Raw genomic sequence first — 18308 nt, 5'->3', positions numbered from 1 at the left:
GACCATGGAAAACAGTGACGCGATACCCGAACCGGTTCCTCCATCCAAAGAGGAACTTCGATTGGCGATGAAGGCCTTCCGTAAACGTTTGAAACTGATGCGTTTGGACGACGAATCACGTTTAGGGCACGGCCCAATGTCGGGCGGCCAGCAGTCCAGCGTCGTCGCAATCCGGCCTCCTGACCAATTTCCCAAAGCCGTCTGGCAAGAACTGGCAAAGCAAGGGAAAGTCAAACATGACGGTCGTGGACTCTATTCCCTGACAGAGTAGTCGCCGCGCAGCAATGCGCCGCCCTCTTCACTACTGAGAGAAGGCGTTGCACTCGCTGCGGGACGGTTCTCGATCATTGATTGCCCCGCCACGGTCTCTCGCTCGCACGCGAATCAAAGATCCGGTCAGATCGCTTTGTCCACTCATACAACCAATCGAGCCAAACCATGACATGGTTTCAGCGAATTACCGGAATCAAGGAGAAATCACCCGAGCAAGTTCGTGATCAACTGAGCGTTGACGGTGATTGCATCGTTTGTCCCGACGGAACACGTATCGCCTTTGGCCGATTGGAAACTCCGACGCTATCAGAGCTTCGTAAAGCCGTCGCGGATGCAGATGTTCCACCACGCCGATCGACCATCCGCGAAATCGTCGGGGACGTTCGCCAACTACACACCGATCCCGCCAACGCTGGCAGCTTGTTTCAAGTCGCCTCGCAATTCAACCTTCTAGAGATGACCAGCCCGCACGTCACTCCCGAACGGGGTGTCGGCATCTACGAGAACGATCCGACGCAAGGGCCTGCGTGCGCGGTCGCATGTGGGGCCGGCACGATCTACCGAAACTACTTTGCCGAAATCGATGATCAAATGGGCCAATCAGCTGACAGACAAATCGACTGTTCAGCCGATCTTGGACTAAAACTTGGCAACATCCCTGATTGTCTGTGGAAGATGCAGAACGGATACCTATTCCCCAGCGACGACGGCCTGGCCAAAATCAACGAAACGATCCGAGCAACCAGTGCAGCTGACCTAGACTTACTCCGTGGCCAGTTGCGCATCGGGCTCCAATGGGGCGTGGAAGTGACGTTAGACGATGTCGGGCATCGAGTCTCCCAAGCCTATTGTTCAGCGTTGCCTGTAGCGTACGGGCAGCAACCCCAGGCAGAGTGGACCGAGTTCGCCAAACTGATTTTAGACGCTGCCTACGAAGCGACGTTCGCCGCCGCGGTGATCCATGCCAACCAATCGGGTAATCGCGTCCTCTTCCTGACACTGCTGGGAGGAGGTGTTTTTGGAAACCGTGATGAATGGATCACCGACGCGATCGAGCGAGCCTTCCAGAAAAACATCCAACACGGTCTGGACATCCAAATCGTCTCCTACCGCCAGTCCAATCCTGCCGTGGCCGACCTTGTCAGACGGATAAACGATTCACCGTCGCTACCATCCTAAGCATCTCAAGATCTCACGTAGCCGCGTCTCTGGGCACGTAAAGTTCATTGCTGACGAATGATCGGCCCAGCACGCTACCGTTGAGAGGTAATCACGAACTCAAATTTTTAGCGGAAGGGGGCGTCCCCTCCATCAGCCCAGATGTTCGAAAATGCTCGCGGCCAATGGTCCCGGCCAGGCCGCTTGTTGCCCCCTGCGGCACTTGCGTTCCCGACACCACTACTTGGCTGGTAATTGATCTTCGGCGTCCGCCAAAACTGCCAGCAACCACTACCAGCATTCTCGCGTCGAGACCGCGTTCACAAATTTCTTCGATCAACGCCGAAACCGCTTGATCGTAAGCGGCGCGAAATCGCATGCCGTCAAACACGTGGTGATTGACCGCATGGTCGTCCCCGTTTTGGAGACGGCCGCACAATCGACGACTACGCATTGGTCATTTAACGCATGAAAGCACTAGTAATTGATACTCCGTGCCGGCATGGTCGCATTACAGCTTGAATCAACTGCCAACTCAACTGCCAACTCAACTGCCAACTCAAACGCCGAAGCGACATCCGCCGAGAGGATCGACTGCACGAATTCAGGAATCGCTCCAACAGTGAAGACTGGTGGCGTGGACCGCCCCGTGGGAGTCATCACACGGGCATCAAAATTCCTGCCGGGCAATCTACGGCGGTCCAGACCACGAACGGATTAGCGATCGCTGTGATTCCGGGATTCGAAACCAAAAGCTCCGCTGCCGCGTCAATCGACTCCCAAGTAATAGCGACATCGAACGACGCACCAACCTGCACGCCACTAGCAGGTATGCTGAGAGGGCTATGCAGAGCTAGCAATTTTGGGCAACACGGAAAGTAGCACACCCCCTGGTTGGAGCGGAACCAATCGCCCAATGCCACATTCAGCAAAAATACACTGTCGAGCGAAAAACACTGCAAAACACCGCATTCAGGTGCTTCGGGTTGGTAGAATGGCGTGATTTCACCTACGAGCGACTGAGCCTTCCCATCCCCCCCGTCGGGCAGGTATCCAAGATACCGCTGATGCCGCGACGTCGAGCGGCTGTCCAGCGCTGTCAGTCGACATGCGTCCCTTTTTGGCGATCGCACTCAGACCATTTTGCTCCCGGCCACAAACAAACTTTGCAGAAGCAAGTCGTTCGATCAGCCGTTAAATATCATCCACGGGTACGACCAATCGCTTCAGTGCTTCGTCTTTCATTTAAGGAATGGCTGTGCCTCATAGGATTTTGCACAATGCTATAGTTTCCCCGACGAGGGAAAGCTGTAAGGTGCGCGTTTGGAATTTGGCGGGCGGGAATTTTTAGTGGTGAGCTGGGAGTTGGCCCGCACGCTGGTTTGTTGGTGCGAGGCTTGACCCATTGCGGAACCGACACGGCGTTTAATGGAATGATTTTCGGTAGGAACTATGGAACTTTGGATACTGCTCGCCGACATCGTCTTCTTGCTTGCTGCCTGTTTGATCGGCGGTGGACTGGCGTCGCGAATCGGACAAAGCCCGCTTGTCGGGTATCTACTGGCTGGGATGCTAGTCGGGGGACCTGGCGGCTTTGGATTCGTCGGTTCGAATGTTGAAATCGAGGAAATCGCAGAGCTGGGCGTCGCGCTTCTTTTGTTCAGTCTGGGCTTGGAGTTTTCAATCGAGCGATTGAAGGGGCTTGGCAGTCGGCCGCTTCTGGGCGGAGCCAGTCAAGTCATCGTGACCGTGCTGGCTGGGGCCGTCGCGGCGCTGGCGTACGGTATGACAATGAAACCAGCGATCGCGTTGGGGGCGATGGCCGCGTTAAGCAGCACGGCAGTGGTATTGCGAATCCTGATGGAACGCAGCGAGCTGGAAATGCCACACGGCCGCAATAGCCTTGGCGTGCTGTTGACTCAGGACATCGCCGTTGTCCCGTTGGCGGTGCTGATGACCGTCCTTGGTGGTGATGGCACGCCGAAGGACGTTGCCATGGATGTCGGCAAACTGGTTTTGATGGCTGGCGGCTTGGCAACCGCATTGTACGTCGTCACAAAAATCGCAGTGTTGACGCTCGGCACGCTTACCTTGGAACGCAACCGCGAACTAACGGTCATCTTTGCAGTCGTCATCGGACTCGGCTCGGCAGCGGCTGCCCACTCCGCCGGTATCTCGCCAGCTCTGGGCGCGTTCATTTCCGGCATGTTGCTGGGCAGCAGTCAATTTGCGATCCAGATTCGCGCCGATGTATCCTCGCTCCGAGTCCTGTTACTGACGCTGTTCTTTGGTTCCGCTGGGATGGTGGCGGACCCGCTCTGGATTCTCTCGCACCTTCACTGGGTAGTCGCCGCAACGGCCGCATTGACCATTGGCAAACTGGTAATCACGACAGCGATTTTCCTAGCGTTCCGGCAATCGCTGCGTGTGGCAGCCGCCACCGGACTGGCTCTGGCTCAGATCGGCGAATTCGCATTTGTTTTAGGGGCGATCGGACGCACCTCGGGCGTCGTGTCGGATGACGTCTACGCACTCGTTGTTTCGGTCACCATTGTGTCGTTTTTTGTCAGCGCTCTGGCAGTCCCATTCGCTCCGAAGTTCGGTGATTGGGCAGCAAGAATGTTGGGCGTCGGCATCGACATCAGCGCGGAAGATGGTACGCCTAGTTCACCTCATACGACCGATGTCGTGGTGGTTGGTTTCGGACCAACTGCCCAGCTTGCCTCGATACCGTTAATGGAGTCGCATTTGAGAGTGACTGTGATTGACCTGAATCACGCTGGAATTCTTACCGCTCGCCAACGTGGCTTCGATGGACACGTTGGCGATGCAACATCCCCCGACGTTTTAGAGCACGCGTCGATCGGTGAGGCGAAACTGGTGATCGTTACGCTACCGCATTTCCGTTCCGCCCTGACGATCTTGCAGTTGGTCCGATCGATGAATCCCTCCGCGACGGTACTGGTTCGGTCACGATACCAAATCCACAGCGACGCCTTAGCCGCCGCAGGTGGAATCATCAGCGGTGACGAGGAACAGGTCGGTGGCGCAATCGGTGAACAGGTCAAAACGTGGCTGACCGAAACAGGGACCGCAACGAACTAGCCGGGCATGCGTCGGTCAGCTCTTCTGCCGCCGCTGCGCGATTGTCGTGGATCGTTTCGTTGATCCACGACAACCGTTGCCCACAACTTCTTAACCGCCTGAAACACCCTTGCGAATGCGGTCACCAATTTCCTTGTCGATGTTGCTCCAGTACTGCAGCGCTCGTTCCAGCACAGGTTCGGCCACGCCTCCCTTAAGATGTCCGACAACATTCGACACCAGTCGCTCGCGTTGTTCATCATCCATAACGTCGCGTACCAAGGTTCCGGCCTGGCCGAAGTCGTCATCATCTTCACGCAGCGTATAAGCGGCACGCGTGAACTCGCCATCGGTCGCCCAAGTCGCGTCGTCAGGGAAACGTTCGCCATCCGCCGCCGGTCCACCTTTCGAATTCGGAGCGTAAACCGGATCCGAAACGTTTTGCGTTCGCCCCTGCCCGTCCTTGCTGTAACTGAACACGGGACATTGCGGTGCATTGACGGGAATGTGCTTGTAATTCACACCCAGGCGATGTCGATGAGCGTCAGCATAAGCGAACATGCGACCAAGCAACATCTTGTCAGGACTGATACCAATGCCTTGAACAAGGTTGTTTGGCTCGAACGCAGCCTGTTCGATTTCGGTGTGAAAATCGGTTGGGTTACGATCCAGCGTTAACTTGCCCACATCGTGGAGCGGGTAATCCGCGTGCGGCCAGACCTTAGTCAAATCGAACGGATTCAAACGGTAGGTCTTCGCTTCTTCAAAAGGCATGATCTGCACTTTCAAAGACCAACTGGGATGATCCCCTTGCTTGATCGCGTTGAACAGGTCACGACGATGGTAGTCACCGTCGGCCCCGGCCAATCGATCGGCTTCCTCCTGCGTGAGAAAGTCGATGCCCTGATCCGTTTTGAAGTGGTACTTCACCCAGAACCGTTCACCATCGGCGTTGACCCACATATAGGTGTGGCTGGAATAGCCGTTCATGTTCCGCCAAGTTTTTGGAATCCCGCGATCCCCCATCAACCACGTCACCTGATGCGCCGATTCGGGCGACAAAGACCAAAAATCCCATTGCATGTCATGGTCGCGCAGGCCGTTGTCCGCCCGCCTCTTTTGTGATCGGATGAAATGTTGAAACTTCATCGGATCACGCAGGAAGAACACGGGCGTGTTGTTCCCAACCATGTCGTAGTTCCCTTCGGTGGTATAGAACTTCACCGAGAATCCACGGGGGTCGCGCCAAGTATCCGGACTGCCACGCTCGCCCGCAACCGTCGAAAAACGCACCAAGGTGTCCGTCTTTGTCCCCGGCTGGAACACCGCGGCTTTGGTGAATGCGCTAACATCATGGGTCACCTGAAAATGCCCAAAAGCACCAGAACCTTTCGCATGTGGCTGCCGCTCAGGAATCCGCTCACGATTGAAGTTGGCCATTTGCTCGATGAGGTAATGGTCATGCAATAGGATGGGGCCATCCGGGCCAACGGTCAACGAGTGCTCGTCACTGGAAACGGGGCACCCCGCATCCGTGGTCGTCGGTTTCGTATCTTTCTTAGTCATGCGAAGAGTCCTTTGTCGTGGGATTTCGGCGATCCGCCAGTCGGATCCAATCTAGCACTTCCTTCAAGTCGCCGCGAGTTACTACAGCGAGCAGTCACCTATATGTCGACTCCAACGCCACCATGCTTTGTCAGCCCACCGCCCCCGCCACCGCAATGGCGTTTTAGGCCTGACAAGGAATCGTATAGCGAACGGACAAAAGGGTAACTGGCCGTCGCGCCCCCGCTCGGTGCAAGTCCGGATGCGGGACTATCGAGGTAAACGAAATGGGCTCAACAAAAAGGTCAGCCTGTCGGCAACACATCCAAAGCCATCCCCTTCAAAAGCTCGCCGATATAGATGAAAGAGCATCTGCGGCACGGCAAGCCCATCATACCGGTTGATTTCGTGGCGGCGGTATCGCAAGAACGTCTTGGTCAGAGCTGCGCAAAACACCTTCTGTCACGCTTCCCATCAGGGCCCGCGTAATAACCGAGCGACCGCACGTTCCAAGGACAATTAGCTCGCTAGACAACGCGTTGGCTGTTTCGCAAATCGTTTCAGCAATGTTACCTGTAATGGGTTTTAAGACCGTGGACATCTCTCCAGCGTTGATTCGGGCCATGAATGCCGCCACCTCTTTTCCCGCTCGGTTCCGTACGTCAGCGATGTACGACTGCTTCTCATTGTCGCTTAATGACGCGCGGTTCATCAGAGGAGTTCCTGGGTCACTGAACACATGGAGCAGAGAGACATTCAACCGATCAAGCACTCCAAGGGATTTCGCGGTGCGAAACGTTGCTTCCGAGTAGGTGGAAAGGTCGGAAGCGACGATTGCTCGACGGTATGCCCCCGTCGGAACACCATTTGTTAACAAGACGGGGCGATCTGCCGTCCGGATGGTCCTTTCCGCCGTTGTCCCGACCAAGATGTCTCGGAGCAACTGCCGGCGATGGGGACCAATGATGACTAGGTCAGCTCCAATGTCTCGCGCGGCCTCCGAGATTCCGATAAACGGATTGCCAAGGACAACACGAAAATCGCATTGCACGCCATCGACCTCTTCAAGAGTTGTCGCCAGTTCCTCAAGAATCTTGAGCGAGGCATCTCGTTCAGCCTGCACGATCAACCGTGGCTGGTCATCATCAATTACGTGAACCAAATGAAGACTGGCTCCAAATTCACGCGTCAGCAACGTTGCTCGCCGAATGGCGCGATCCGAACGTTCCGAGAAATCCGTAGCAACCACAATCGTCTTCACTAATCTGTCCCCTTAAAGCAATTTACGAATACGACCTTTCCACGGTCAACGCCTACCTCAACGCTGCAATACAAATCGACAGCCGAATTTGACGAAAGCTGTCGGTCGACAGATACCCTCAGTTTATCCAGTTCTTAGAACTCGACCAGCTAACTTAGGGCAGACACCAGGGTTTAACCAATAGCATCGCCCCCGACTTACCAAGTGCCCACTTCACGGGAAAAGTAAACACAGCTTCACAGATCGCCCCCCCGGATCTTGTGGCCACGGCTACGGACTGAAAGGAAACAGAAACGGGACGCAGGCGAGTGTCGCAAGAAGAATCAGCACTTGAAGCGGCACGCCAACTTTCAAAAAATCGCCAAAACGATACCTCCCTGCTCCAGCGACCAAAGCATTGATCGGCGATGCAACGGGAGTGGCAAAAGCGGTTGACGCAGCCAGCGCAACCCCCATCAGCAATGGATACGGTGACACATCAAGCCGCTCCGCCAACTCGAGTGCGAGTGGAGCAATCAGCACACTGGTCGCGGTGTTCGAGATCGCTTGGCTTAGCAGCGACGTGACCGCAAACAGAAGTAGCAATAATGCCAATGGATTCGTTAGTCCTGGGCTCTCCACGATCACACTAACGACTAGGTCAAGCGTTCCGGTCTTTTGCAACGCCGTGGCGAGCGGCATCACCGACGCGATCATCACAATGCTTTCCCAATTGACGCTTTGGTAAACATTCGTCCCACGAAACGCACCGACAATCACCATCAGCGTAGCGGCGACAAGAACGGCGGTCACGTTTGCGACGATCCCAAAACTCATCGCGACCAACATTCCAACAAGGATCACGACAACCCAACGGGCCGCTGGAGCCAGCGGTGTCTCCGGCGGTTCCTCCTGTTCGCTGACCAGCAAAACGTTGTTCCGCGATTTCCTTAATCTTTCCAAAGCGGGGGCATCGGCGGCGACCAACAAGGTGTCGCCCGAAGTAAGCGGAGTGTCCGAAGTTCGTGTGCTGGCCGGTTGCGTTCCGTCATGCAGCGCAAGCACCATCGTTCCATACAAGCGAAAAAACTCTACGTCCCGCACCGTACGTCCAATAAATTCCGAACGCGGTGGGATAATGAGTTCCGCAAGATGAACTTCTTTAGGCAATACCGCTGGTAACGCTACCGATTCGATTTGCCCTTCATCGATTAGTTTTGCCAGACATTCTTCATTCGATGACTTGATAAACAACGTGTCACCGCCCTGCAGAAGGGTATCTGCGTCGCACTTACGGACCACCGTTCCCTTGGTACTCGGCGTGGAAACCGCAAGCGCGTTGAACTGAAAGTTGGTGCGGAGCCCGAGGTCCCGCAAGGTCCGACCTGCAAATTTTGATTTACGAGGAATTCGAATTTCGCATATTTTATCGTCGACGGCGTAGCTGTGGATTAGCTCTGGCCGTGACACATAACCTTGATGACGCGTCGCGTCCTCGGCGCTCGTCCGCATTTTCGGAAGCAGACGCGTACCAATCGTACACATGAACACGATGCCCAAAGCGAGCATCAGAATCCCCGCCGGGGCAAACGAGAAGAACTCGAACGGCTCAAGCCCCGCATCGCGTAATTCTTGATTGACGACCATGTTCGGCGGCGTCCCAATCAGCGTCAACATGCCTCCCAATGAAGCACCAAACGCCAGCGGTATCAGGAGCTTTGACGGCGAAACCTCTGCGCGACGGCAAAGGCTCAAGACGACCGGCAACATCACCGCGACGGTCCCGGTCGAACTAAGAAATGCTGACAACAAAGCACTGGCAAGCATCACGGTCGCCGTCAGCCGAACCGTGGACGTACCTCCGACTTGCCCCAGCCACCTGCCCGCAAGATCAGCGATGCCCGATGCCAGAATGGCCCCTCCAACAACGAATAGTCCCGCAATCATTAGGACAAGGGAGTTAGAGAACCCCGCGGTCGCTTCCGTCGGTGTGAGGATCCCAGTCAGCAGAAGTGCTAACAACGAAACGAACGCAACCACGTCCAAGCGAAAACGATCCAGCACGAAAGCAATGATCGTCGCCAGCAGGACGCAGGTCACTATCCAAATGTCAGTAGTCATGCGAGAAGATTAGCGTCATTGCCGTAAGAGCGTAAGCATCCCGCGTGCAAATTCCAACTACGGAAAATGAAAACCAATGCCCTCATGTTTAGGTGCCTTAACTTCCCCACAGAACCTCCTCGCCCCGCGACGAGAAATGAATCGGTAGCGGTTTCCGGGCGAGAACCACCGTCTGGCGTCGGCAGCTACGGCATCCACGTGGCTACGCTCGTCACAGCGTGGACAGACCCGCAATACGTCACCAATCGATTTCACGTCCCTCGCGAAATGACGCCCCCCTTAAATAAATGATCGCCAACGACGTTCGATCAAAAAAAATGTCACTCAACCGTTGATATCATTACCAGGAGCGAACAACGCTCGAACAAAGCGATCGGGAAAAGTTTCGCTGCAGGACTTTCACTAAATGGCGACACGGAGGTACCTGAATGGATAGTCGTCCTGTCGACTAATCTGGAGTGCCGCCGTTCGCCTTAAACCTACGGCGGGCGCGCCGATTGTCTCATTGTGTGCGTCTCCGGCACACACCCCGAAGACCGGTTTCACGATTGCCTATGAAATCTGGATTGGCATGGAAGCTGCCTTTGGCTACGTTTATCTCCAGTTCACAACTGCAGCGGACTGGAACGCCGCAAGGGTGGAGAGGCGTTAACACGAAAGCATGAGGCTACGATTAATGAAACGAATCATTGTTACCGGAATCTTTACGGCGCTGGTCGCTATCAGTTCTGTCCACGCCGATCCTCCGGACAGTCCAGCAGTGACTCCTATCGGTGAGGTCCCTGGGTCGCTGATGCGACTGAAGTTGGTGACTTCCCAGCAGGTGCTTGAAGGACTGCTGCGAAGGGACTTTGACACCATCGCTCGCGGGGCGAACCAGATGAAGCGAATCAGTGAAGCCGCTGAATGGCCGCGATCAAGAGACACAGTTTACGAACACTTTGGCCAAACCTTTCGGCGGCAATGCAATCAGTTAGAGCAGGCTGCAAAAGACAACAGCCACGAAGGCGTCATGTTCACCTACCTTGCTCTGACGACGACCTGCGTCAACTGCCACGATTACGTCCGCGACTCCCGTCGTCTGGCTCAGCCGCAGCCGAGTGACGTGCAGCTAATTCCATCTCATTGGCCATCCCGAGTTTCCAAGCAAGAGCCTTAGCATGAACGATGAATCCAAAGAACTGTTTGAACGTTTAGGTGGGACCGAGGCGATTGCCGAAATCGTCAACGAGATGTACCGGCGTGTTTTAGCCGACGAAGAACTTGGTCCGTTCTTCAAAGACATCCCGATGGATCGAGTGCGCAAGATGCAATTGCAGTTCCTCGCCTCTGCCTTGGATGGCCCGGTCGAATACACCGGCGCGGAACTCTCCTCCGTTCACGCCGGACGCGGGATCACATCACGCCACTTCGCAAAATTCTGTGGGCACTTCGCCGATGCAATGGAAGATTGTGGTGCCTCCAAACGAGACGTCGATGACGCACTCGCTCGTTTGGCGACGTACAAGGATAAGATCACTGGCGACAGCAACGTCGATGGTTAAAGAAGATGGAGAAATTTGGGCGAAGCCAAGGGTGATAGCGATACGGATTCGGCGGACGGTACCAGCGGGTCAGATGCCAGGTTTTCGTTGCTATCGCTCTCCGACCTTCCCTCCACGGCAACCGCGATCCGCTTCATAAAAAAGGGAATCCACCGTAATTCAATCGATCTGTCGGCGCCAAAATGATGGTTGAGCGGTGGAATCACTTCAGACGGTCGTCTTAGTTTTTAACCACAGCGGGCGGCGAAATATCAGAAGCCGTTCGGGCTTGAATGAAACTCGTCAGCAGTGAAATAGGCGACGGTTTTCGGCGAATTCGCGTATCCCTGTAACCAAGATGAAATCTGCAATGAACGATGCAACGCAAGAGCTAACCGCCAACGACATCATGAAGGTCGCGGTAAGCACCGTCCCTTCGACCCTACCGCTGCCAGACCTGGAACGCCAACTTCTCACAGCGAATGTGAGCGGCTTTCCCGTTGTCGATGAAGGGAAACTTGTAGGGATCGTCTCGCGATCAGACGTCGTTAGTCAAATTTGTGCCGAGCGTGAAGTCGCGAAGGAAACGTCCGACTTCTACTTCGACGAAAGCGGTTTCCATGAATCGAAAATGGAATCATTCAAGGACATCGCCGACCGCGTTGGTGAACGCATCGAGGGACTAAAGGTAGGCGATGTGATGACCAGCAACCCACACACCATTCCCTTAAATTGCCCGATCAGTGAGATCGCACGCCAAATCGCCAAATATCGATTCCATCGTCTTCCCGTCACCGATCACGGCGTCTTGGTCGGAATCGTAACCACGATGGATCTGGTCCGCCTGATCGCAGACAAGCGTTTCAGGCAAGTCTAGTTGTACCTGGAGCCTTTCGTTAAGTTCTCGTCAAGATCGTGTGCCCCACACTCCAAATTCTCATCGCCAGCATCGTATTCGTTGCCGCTGCTTCTCTTGGCGACCTTGGAAATGCTTTTCAGTTCAGAAGTGATAGCTTGATCGAGTGATTCTAAGAGACTAACTTCGGTCATGTTGGTCTCCCCGTCAGTTGCTGCTGACGCAAAGGGGAAATTCGCGGAGAGCAGAACTTGCTGTCCAAGAGATCATCTTTCAGCACTTAACATCTATTTGGACGCTCCCAAAGTTGGTTTTCAGACCAACCAGTTACTGGAAAGAATGAGACGATGAACAACCGACGAAGCTTCTTGAAACGAGCGAGCATGTTAACCGGCGCGATCGGGTTGCAGGCTGGTGTTCCCCCGGCGATCGAGCGTGCGATGGCCATCGCACCCGATCAAGGAACCACTTTTGAAGATGCCGAACATGTCGTTTTTTTGATGCAGGAAAATCGTTCCTTTGACCATTGTTTTGGGACGCTTCAGGGTGTTCGAGGATTTAATGATCCCCGTGCGATCAAGCAGCCGAACAAATTGCCGGTTTGGGCGCAAAGCAATCGAAAAGGAGAAACCTACCTGCCGTTCCGCTTAGACATCCACGATACCAAAGCCACGTGGATGGGGGACCTTCCTCACTCCTGGCCCGATCAAGTGGACGCTCGCAATGACGGCAAACACAACCGATGGCTAGACGCCAAACAGTCCCGCGTTGCCGAGTATCGTGACATGCCGCTTACGATGGGGCACTACACGCGTGAGGATATCCCGTTTTACTACGCCCTGGCAGACGCGTTCACTGTCTGCGACCAGCACTTCTGTTCGTCACTGACCGGCACAACTTCCAACCGGTTGTTTTTCTGGAGTGGCAAACTGCGTGAAAACGCTCAATCGAAAGCACTGATTCAAAATTCAGATGTGGGCTACACCCGCACCGTCGACTGGACAACTTTTCCAGAACGATTGGAAGAACATGGAGTTTCCTGGAGGATTTACCAAAATGAAATCAGTCATCAAAACGGCTTCGTGGGTGAAGAAGCTTCGCTGCTGGCCAATTTCACCGACAACAACCTTGAATGGTTTTCACAGTACCATGTCGGTTTTAGTCGCAGCTACCAGATCGCGTTGAAAAAACGTCGGCGTATGCTGAGGCGAAAAATCGAACAACTGAAGTCCAAACTTGCGAAACAACCAGCAAGCGAAGCCGATACCAAAATCAAAGAACTGAGCGCCCAATTGTCGGAAGCCCTGGCCGAGTGGAATCACAATGATCAGGAGGCAAAAACATGGAGCCGAGAGAACTTCGAGAAATTGCCGCAGCGGGAGCAAAATCTGCACAAAAAGGCGTTCACCACAAATCTTAACGATCCCCATTACCATCAGATCGAAACGCTTCGGTACGACGATAACGGCGTGCCCCGTTCAGTCCGCGTGCCCAAGGGAGACATACTTCACCAGTTCCGGCAGGACGTGGATGCGGGAAAACTACCGACCGTATCTTGGTTGGTGGCTCCGCAGAAATTCTCCGACCATCCCAGCTCACCTTGGTACGGAGCGTGGTACGTCTCGGAAGTGTTGGACATTCTTACCAAGAATCCCGAGATTTGGAAGAAAACAATTTTTGTGCTCAACTACGACGAAAACGACGGCTACTTTGATCACGTTGCCCCCTTTGTGGCTCCCCATCCCGCCGAAAAAAACGCCGTCTCCAAAGGGATCGATACAACCGAAGAATTTGTGGACCTGGAGAATAAAGCGAACCTCCGCTCCAACGCTAGGCAAAGTCCAGTTGGTTTAGGTTACCGCGTGCCACTGGTGATTGCATCGCCATGGAGCAAAGGTGGGTGGGTCAATTCGGAGGTCTGCGACCTCACCTCAACCCTTAGGTTCCTGGAGAAGTTTCTCTCTAAGAAAACAGGAAAAGCGATCAAAGAAACCAACATCAGCGACTGGCGGCGCACCGTCTGTGGCGATTTGACGTCGGTGTTCCGGCCCTATCATGGCCAGCCAACCACGTTTCCTGAAACGCTGGACCGCGACACAATAATCGGACAGGTATACAACTCAAGCTTCAAAGGTTTGCCCAACGCATTCAAACCACTTAGTGAATCCGAAATCGAACAAGCTAAAACGCAATCCGATCCGCTGCCAATGATGCCCCAGCAAGAACCGGGGATTCGAAACTCATGCCCACTGAGCTACGAACTCTATACCAACGGCAAACTGAACGCACGAGCGGCAACGTTCGAGATCGAATTTGCTGCCGGTAACAATTTTTTTAGTGAATCAGCATTGGGATCACCTTTTCAAGTTTGCGCCCCGGTCAACTATCAACCAAACAACTCACAAAGTGAAAACAAATTCGAACCTTTCCAAACCTGGCCGGTCGCCGTGCGTGCTGGAGACTCCATTCTCATGAAGTGGCCACTGAACCATTTTGAGAACAACGAATATCAGTTGCGAATCGACGGCCCCAATGGATTCTTCAGAGAATTCAAAGGTAATCCCAAAGCCCCTGACATCATCGTGAGATGCGGGTATCAAACAATGGATCCGGCGAAAAGAAAACCTAGCGGAAATATCGAACTCGCGATTGCCAATCACGCCAAGAATGAAAGTTCGAAAGTCGTAATCTCGGACCAAGCCTATGGCAATAAGCCAATATCTGTGGACGTCGCCCCCGGCACCACAGAAACGGTCGCCGTATCAACCACCCAGAGTCATGGTTGGTACGATTTTTCAATCCAGGTCCGCGGTGCGTATTCGTTCCATCAACGATACGCTGGGCGTGTGGAAACAGGATATTCAGCAAAGACAGACCCTTTGATGGGAAGGGTGCACGCAACGCTTTAGCGAGCGTCACTTTTCGCGTCTGTCATCCTTTATTGAGTGGCGAACTAAGCGTGGTCGTGGCATCCACGACGCAATGAAGGTAGGCCAGACTATAGAAGCGATAGCAATCCCGCTCCGGCAATAACTTGCGACTCACCATAGCCCGAATCTTCGTCGTTATCGCTCCTCGACTCGTCCTCCACACCCCGTAGCTCTGTCTCTTTAAAAATGCGGTTTATAGGTGACCTCAGCGACGGAAAGCGAGCTGCTTCGACGGTCCCTCGCTTACCAGCTTATTGATTTCGTGATTGTCAACTTCCCTCGCAACGGCAGCTTTAAGTGACGTAGTGGACGAGGCAACCAGTCCTGCGAAACGGGACTTGTTGCCCCGTCCACTACGCCATCCATTGATGCTTCATCCCACGCGAAAGTACTGCCCGAAAACGCTACTTCCGCGGGAGCGTACTTTCCCGGGAGAAAACGGAGGACCCCACGTACCTCTAGTGTCCAAATTGAGTTTCGTCAAAAGACTCTGGCTCAACTTGTGTCGGCTCAAACCAACGATAGATCGTCGGCAACACAAGCAGCGTAAGCACCGTTGACGTGATCAATCCGCCGATCACAACCGTCGCCAACGGACGCTGGACTTCGGCGCCGGAACTGGCGGACAGCGCCATCGGAATAAAGCCGAGCGCGCCGCACATTGCCGTCATTAGCACTGGCCTCAAACGGTCGATTGCACCATTGATGACAGCGTCACGCTGCGAATCTCCGCCCTGTCGCAGATGCCGCACATGTTCGATCAACACGACACCGTTCATCACTGCAATGCCAAACAAGGCAATGAAACCGACGCCTGCAGAAATCGAGAACGGCAAATCTCGTACCCACAAGGCAAGGACACCGCCAGTTGCTGCGATTGGAACATTCAAATAAATCAGCATCGCCAATTTGACCGAGTTGAATGTGATGTATAGCAACGCAAAGATCAAAATCAAAGCAACGGGAACAGCGATTGCCAACCGCTGAGTCGCTTGCTGCAAATTCTCGAATTGCCCGCCCCAGCGGAGCATGTAGCCTGCTGGCAATTCGACCTGATCTTCGACCACACGCTGAGCTTCGGCCACAAATCCAGCCAGGTCACGACCGCGAACGTTGCACTGCACCAGCAATCGACGACGGACTGCATCTCGACTGATCTCGACAGGACCATCTTCAGTGATGATGTCCGCGACTTGCGAAATCGGAATCGGTCGGCCTTGCGAATCGTCGATCTTCAACGCCAGCAGTTGTTCGGTATTCTCGCGAGACTCAGGACGCAAGCGGATCTGCAATGGGAACCTCCGTTGCCCCTCAAACACTTGACCGATCGGAATCCCTCCAACGGAGCTGACAGCGTCAAGCACGTCGCGGGTATTGATACCGTATCGAGCCAAATCCTCGCGTCGTACTTTGACTCGCAGATACGACAACCCCGCGATTTGCTGAGCCGCGACGTCCGCCGCACCGTCAACTTGATTGAGAGCACGCACCAATTCATCTCCCTTCACCTTCAGCACATCCAGATCGTCGCCGTACAGACTAAGTCCGATGTCACTGCGCACGCCCGCAACCAATTCCTGCACTCGTAGTTCGATCGGCTGAGTGAAACTGTAGGCGTTGCCAGGTACTTCTTTGATCAACGCAGCTTGCATCTCTTCGATCAAATCGATTTTCGTTTTTCCGTCGTCATATTCAGCTAAAGGATCGATCCGAATAAAGATGTCCGTTTGATAGACCCCCATCGGGTCATTTGCAATTTCAGGTCTCCCCGTCTTTGAAACAACGGTCTGGACCTGCGGAAATTTCAGTAGCGTTCTCTCCATCGCTTTGGTCATTTCAATGGAAGTTTCCAGGGATACGCTGGGCAATCTTGTAGCCTGGATCGCGATGTCCCCTTCATCCAGTTTCGGAACGAACTCCACCCCGAACCCGCTAGCCAAAAACATGCTTCCAATGAACAAAATGACCGATCCGCCGAACATCGGCCAGGGTCGCTTCATCGCAAACATCAAGAGTGGCTGGTAGGTCGACTTCAACTTACGAACCACAAACGTTTCGCGTTGTTTCAGTCGACGTGCGAGGAACAAAGACGCCAGCACGGGCATCACGGTCACCGACAACAGCAACGCCGCCGACAGTGCCGTCATAAAAGTAAACGCCATGGGGCGAAACATTTTGCCTTCCATGCCTTGAAGACTCAGAATCGGCAAGAACACGATAATGACGATCAATCCGGCAAACAGAATGGGCTTACCAACTTCTTTAGCCGATTCGCGAAAAACGCCTTGGGGAACGTGGTCGCTGTCGTGAGCCTTCTGATACTGCATGGCTCGCCGGACACAGTTCTCGACCATGACAACTGCCCCGTCAACGATCACCCCAAAGTCGACCGCGCCAAGGCTCATCAGGTTGGCGGACACACCGGCGTAACGCATTGCGATCAACGCACACATCGCTGACAACGGTATTGCGGCGGCAACGATCAACCCAGCCCGCACGTCGCCCAACAAAATGAACAGCGTCAAAATCACCAGGATTACGCCCAGTCCGATATTTTCGCCCACCGTGTGAATCGTCTTGGAGACAAGCTCAGTGCGATCATAGAAGGTGTCAATCACGATACCTTCGGGAAGTGTCTTTTGGATCTCGGCGATCTTCGCTTTGACGTCTCCGACCACTTGCCGCGAGTTACCACCCATCAGCATCATCACCATGCCGATTACCGCTTCACGATCTCCATCGCGAGTGACGGCACCTTGACGCAGCATCGGAGCAAATTCGACGTTAGCGATGTCCGCGATGCGAATCGGAGTACCTTCGCGGCTGTCAAGAACGATCATCCGAATGTCGTCTAACGAGCTGACCAGACCCTCACCACGAATCAATCGTTGTTCGGCATTGTGAGCGATGTAGCCACCGCCCGCGTTTCCGTTGTTTTGTTCCAGTGCTTCGATGATCTGAGTTAAGGAAACGTCGTAGTTCTGCAATTTGGCGGGGTCAATCTGCACTTCATAAGTTTTGAGAGCGCCGCCAAAGGTGTTGACTTCGATCACCCCCGGCACGCTCCGCAGCTGGAACGCGATTTGCCAATCCAGAACGGTGCGAAGATCGGTCAACGATTGCTCCGCACCCGGTTCGGCGCGCACCTCGAACTGATAGATTTCGCTCATTCCCGTCGCGATCGGTCCAAGCTCCGGCGTCCCCATCCCAGGCGGAATGTCTTCGCGAGCTTTTAGTAAACGTTCGCTAATCAGATTGCGTGCCCAGTAGATGTCCGTTCCTTCTTCGAACGCAACCGTCACCGCTGACAATCCGAAACGGCTGATGGAACGGATTTCGTCTACCTTGGGGATCCCGCTCATCGCGTTCTCAATCGGAAACGTGATGAACTGTTCGACTTCGACCGGACCGAGCGCCGGCGAGTTGGTAAGCACTTGGACTTGGACGTTCGTCAGATCGGGAACGGCGTCCAGCGGAATCGTGGCGGCGGCGAAGAACCCCATGCCTAGGATCGCAAGCGACAACAGAATGACGATGAACCGGTTGTTAAGCGAGAAATCGATTAGATGATTAATCAT

The 18308-nt window shown here is 54.2% G+C and carries 13 protein-coding genes; 7 read left to right on the top strand and 6 right to left on the bottom strand.

What is annotated here, in order from left to right:
• Positions 1 to 4: 4 nt before the first annotated feature.
• Positions 5 to 271: a hypothetical protein gene (locus tag FF011L_RS12635; RefSeq protein WP_145352009.1), complete on the top strand. Its 267-nt coding sequence runs from the start codon at positions 5 to 7 to the stop codon at positions 269 to 271.
• A gap of 167 nt (positions 272 to 438) precedes the next feature.
• Positions 439 to 1452 carry a hypothetical protein gene (locus FF011L_RS12630; protein WP_145352008.1) on the top strand — a complete coding sequence of 338 codons (1014 nt, stop codon included), beginning with the start codon at positions 439 to 441 and terminating at the stop codon, positions 1450 to 1452.
• A 91-nt stretch (positions 1453 to 1543) separates the two neighbouring features.
• Here FF011L_RS12630 and FF011L_RS12625 read toward each other — a convergent pair whose 3' ends face one another.
• Entirely contained in the window at positions 1544 to 1885 is a 342-nt protein-coding gene (locus tag FF011L_RS12625; RefSeq protein WP_246109890.1) for a DUF1501 domain-containing protein, read from the bottom strand.
• Positions 1886 to 2883: 998 nt separating this feature from the next.
• On the opposite strand from FF011L_RS12625, the gene FF011L_RS12620 reads away from it, so the two are divergent.
• Positions 2884 to 4536 carry a cation:proton antiporter domain-containing protein gene (locus FF011L_RS12620; RefSeq protein WP_145352007.1) on the top strand — a complete coding sequence of 551 codons (1653 nt, stop codon included), beginning with the start codon at positions 2884 to 2886 and terminating at the stop codon, positions 4534 to 4536.
• A gap of 90 nt (positions 4537 to 4626) precedes the next feature.
• Here the strand turns inward: FF011L_RS12620 and FF011L_RS12615 are convergent, their stop codons facing one another.
• From FF011L_RS12615 to FF011L_RS12605, 3 genes are all read right to left on the bottom strand, one after another.
• Positions 4627 to 6081 (bottom strand): catalase, encoded by a 1455-nt coding sequence (locus tag FF011L_RS12615; RefSeq protein ID WP_145352006.1) that lies wholly within the window; start codon positions 6079 to 6081, stop codon positions 4627 to 4629.
• Between the two features lie 370 nt (positions 6082 to 6451).
• Positions 6452 to 7321, bottom strand: coding sequence for a universal stress protein (locus FF011L_RS12610; protein WP_145352005.1), 870 nt, complete (start codon positions 7319 to 7321; stop codon positions 6452 to 6454).
• Positions 7322 to 7591: 270 nt separating this feature from the next.
• The gene (locus FF011L_RS12605; protein ID WP_145352004.1) at positions 7592 to 9421 is read right to left on the bottom strand and encodes an SLC13 family permease; all 1830 of its coding nucleotides are present in this window, start codon (positions 9419 to 9421) and stop codon (positions 7592 to 7594) included.
• Between the two features lie 676 nt (positions 9422 to 10097).
• Here FF011L_RS12605 and FF011L_RS12600 point away from each other — a divergent pair.
• The 3 genes from FF011L_RS12600 (at position 10098) to FF011L_RS12590 (ending at position 11821) form a co-directional block, all read left to right on the top strand.
• Positions 10098 to 10580: a hypothetical protein gene (locus FF011L_RS12600; protein WP_145352003.1), complete on the top strand. Its 483-nt coding sequence runs from the start codon at positions 10098 to 10100 to the stop codon at positions 10578 to 10580.
• 1 nt (position 10581) lies between these two features.
• Positions 10582 to 10965, top strand: a complete 384-nt coding sequence (locus tag FF011L_RS12595) for a group I truncated hemoglobin (protein ID WP_145352002.1) — start codon at positions 10582 to 10584, stop codon at positions 10963 to 10965.
• A gap of 349 nt (positions 10966 to 11314) precedes the next feature.
• Entirely contained in the window at positions 11315 to 11821 is a 507-nt protein-coding gene (locus FF011L_RS12590) for a CBS domain-containing protein (protein WP_218933174.1), read from the top strand.
• On the opposite strand, the gene FF011L_RS26290 is transcribed toward FF011L_RS12590, so the two are convergent.
• On the bottom strand, positions 11818 to 11994 hold the full coding sequence (locus FF011L_RS26290; protein ID WP_218933173.1) for a hypothetical protein: 177 nt from the start codon (positions 11992 to 11994) through the stop codon (positions 11818 to 11820). The two genes, FF011L_RS12590 and FF011L_RS26290, sit on opposite strands and share 4 nt — an antisense overlap.
• Positions 11995 to 12147: 153 nt before the next feature.
• Between FF011L_RS26290 and FF011L_RS12585 the strand changes: the two genes are divergently transcribed.
• On the top strand, positions 12148 to 14709 hold the full coding sequence (locus FF011L_RS12585) for a phosphocholine-specific phospholipase C (RefSeq protein ID WP_145352000.1): 2562 nt from the start codon (positions 12148 to 12150) through the stop codon (positions 14707 to 14709).
• Between the two features lie 479 nt (positions 14710 to 15188).
• Here FF011L_RS12585 and FF011L_RS12580 read toward each other — a convergent pair whose 3' ends face one another.
• Entirely contained in the window at positions 15189 to 18308 is a 3120-nt protein-coding gene (locus FF011L_RS12580) for an efflux RND transporter permease subunit (protein WP_145351999.1), read from the bottom strand.

The organism is Roseimaritima multifibrata, assembly GCF_007741495.1.
In the GTDB taxonomy this organism is placed as follows: domain Bacteria; phylum Planctomycetota; class Planctomycetia; order Pirellulales; family Pirellulaceae; genus Roseimaritima; species Roseimaritima multifibrata.
Note: the sequence above shows the minus strand (reverse complement) of the source record. Positions and strands in the feature narration are given on the sequence as shown.